This window comes from Pseudomonas rhodesiae (genome assembly GCF_007858255.1).
Lineage (GTDB): Bacteria > Pseudomonadota > Gammaproteobacteria > Pseudomonadales > Pseudomonadaceae > Aquipseudomonas > Aquipseudomonas rhodesiae.
Genome location: NZ_VFEU01000059.1, coordinates 1 through 2156, shown reverse-complemented (window position 1 = coordinate 2156; position 2156 = coordinate 1). Strand labels below are relative to the sequence as shown.

Genomic DNA, 2156 nt, shown 5'->3' with positions numbered 1-2156 from the left:
GGTGAAAAGTGGAGTTTTTCTGGTAGCATTTTGTGCGCGGCTGAAGACTTATGGGGCTTTGTTTGGCGACAAGAATCATAAGGCTTTCAGCCGTTTTTGTTTATGCGGTCATGAGAAATCCGGGCTAGCCTTACCCTGATGCAGGCTCATAATTGATCTGACGATAGCTAACCCAAGTCCGGTTCCCCCTTGGCTTCTAGCGCGCCCTTTATCTGCACGGTAAAACCGCTCGAATAGTCTAGGAAGGTGTTCACTGGATATGCTGACACCTGGATTGCCGACCCCTAATCGTACAGAGTCCTGCAGCACCTCAATTTTAAGCTGTATAGTTTCATTCTTTATACAATAACGAATCGCATTAGAAAGTAAATTTGAAACTGCTCGCTGGATCATTAACCGGTTTCCCCTGACCTCCCCTTCCCCTGTTAGTACAATCCTCAATCCTTTCTCTTCCGCAGGATAACTGAACAAATCCATAATTTGCACAACTTCATTGTGTAGCTTTACTGTTTCAAAGTGAATTGACGAAGCAGGATGACTAACATGAGCAATGAAAAGCATGTCAGATACAATGCGTGTGACCCGCTCCAACTCCTCAGTGCAGCTTTCCAATACTTCCTTGTACTCTGGCAGGTCTCGTTCCCGCGATAAAGTTACCTGGGCCTTGCCCATAAGGTTTGTAATAGGCGTGCGCAGTTCATGCGCCAGATCGTCTGAAAACTGCGAAAGCTGTTGAACTCCTCCATCTAGGCGATTCAACATCGAATTGATACCGTTGGCGAGTTCGCGTAGCTCAAAAGGTAGATTAGCGACAGGGAGACGTTGCTCAAGGTTCTCAGTCGATATCCGGGAAGCTACTCGCAAAAAATTTGTTAGAGGTTTCAGCCCCCTGCGGACGGTCAGCCATGCTAAGGCAAATATGAATAACAAGAGAAACGGAGCAGCGATTAGGGCTCGCCTCATCAGCGAGTTTAAAAGCTCCGTATTTGCCGATTGATCCATAGTTAAATATGTAAAAACCTGAGCATCATTTTCCAGTCTCATAATTTGTGAAGCGCTGAGCATAGGGCGCCCGGATTGATCTTGCCATTCATGGTAGGTAATTGAGGGTGTAGCGGAAAATCTATGCAGTTCAAGAGTGCTTGGCTTAGGCCCAATTGTGAAGATAGGCTCATTTAAAGTAGTAGCATCAAATATACTGACAAATAGATTATTGTGCCCCATGGCGAGGTCAATTAGCGTGTGAGCATTTGGCTTGACTTCTTCAACGCTTTTTATATCTGATAAATTATGGGCAACACTATTCATTTTAGCTTCAAGCGCGGATGTTGCAATTTGATCGAGCCCTTTGGCGACAAATTGATACCCAAAAAAACAAACAGCCAGTACCAAAAGTGTGCTCATGGCTCCGACTTTCAACCCTAACTGAGTTGCAAGACTATCTCGACTCATGAGCGATCCTCTAATACATATCCCACTCCGCGAATTGTGTGAATGAGTTTGTTTTCAAATGGGTCGTCAACTTTGGCTCGTAGACGGCGAATAGACACCTCAATAACGTTCGTGTCACAGTCAAAGTTTACATCCCACACTAGAGATATAATTTGAGATCGAGTCATTACCTGACCGCTTCTACTTAATAGCAAATGTAAAAGTGAAAACTCTTTTGTCGAGAGATCAATGCGCGTAGTGCCACGATAGGCTCTACGTCGGCCCAGGTCGAGTTCAAGATCAGCCACTTTCATTGTGGCCTCTTCAATTCTCTCCTGGCCACGACGAAGCATTGAACGAACACGAGCGAGAAGTTCTGGAAATTCAAAAGGTTTAATTAAATAGTCATCAGCTCCGGCATCGAGACCTTTAACCTTGTCTACTAGGCGCCCCCTCGCCGTAAGCATCATGATTTTTACCTGGCTCGTTTTACGAATTAGTCCCAAAACGCCCCACCCATCAACACCTGGAAGGTTCACGTCGAGAATAACCAGGGAGTATAGGTTATTATTGAACATATGCAGCGCATCAATGCCATTAGCCCGGATTTCTCATGACCGCATAAACAAAAACGGCTGAAAGCCTTATGATTCTTGTCGCCAAACAAAGCCCCATAAGTCTTCAGCCGCGCACAAAATGCTACCAGAAAAACTCCACTTTTCACC

1 protein-coding gene and 1 pseudogene are annotated in these 2156 nt (G+C 45.2%); both read right to left on the bottom strand.

All coding sequences use genetic code 11. From position 1 onward, the window contains the following. Nucleotides 1–108 precede the first annotated feature (108 nt). Nucleotides 109–1452 (bottom strand): heavy metal sensor histidine kinase, encoded by a 1344-nt coding sequence (locus tag FIV35_RS29375; RefSeq protein ID WP_052199026.1) that lies wholly within the window; start codon nt 1450–1452, stop codon nt 109–111. Continuing rightward, nucleotides 1449–2033 (bottom strand): annotated as a pseudogene (locus FIV35_RS29370) (heavy metal response regulator transcription factor); the annotation flags it as partial. The gene FIV35_RS29375 and the pseudogene FIV35_RS29370, both read right to left, overlap by 4 nt. Nucleotides 2034–2156: the final 123 nt, after the last annotated feature.

Coding starts and splice junctions, on each gene's coding strand:
- FIV35_RS29375 (WP_052199026.1), bottom strand. CDS start 1,452: ATGAGTCGAGATAGTCTTGCAACTCAGTTAGGGTTGAAAGTCGGAGCC.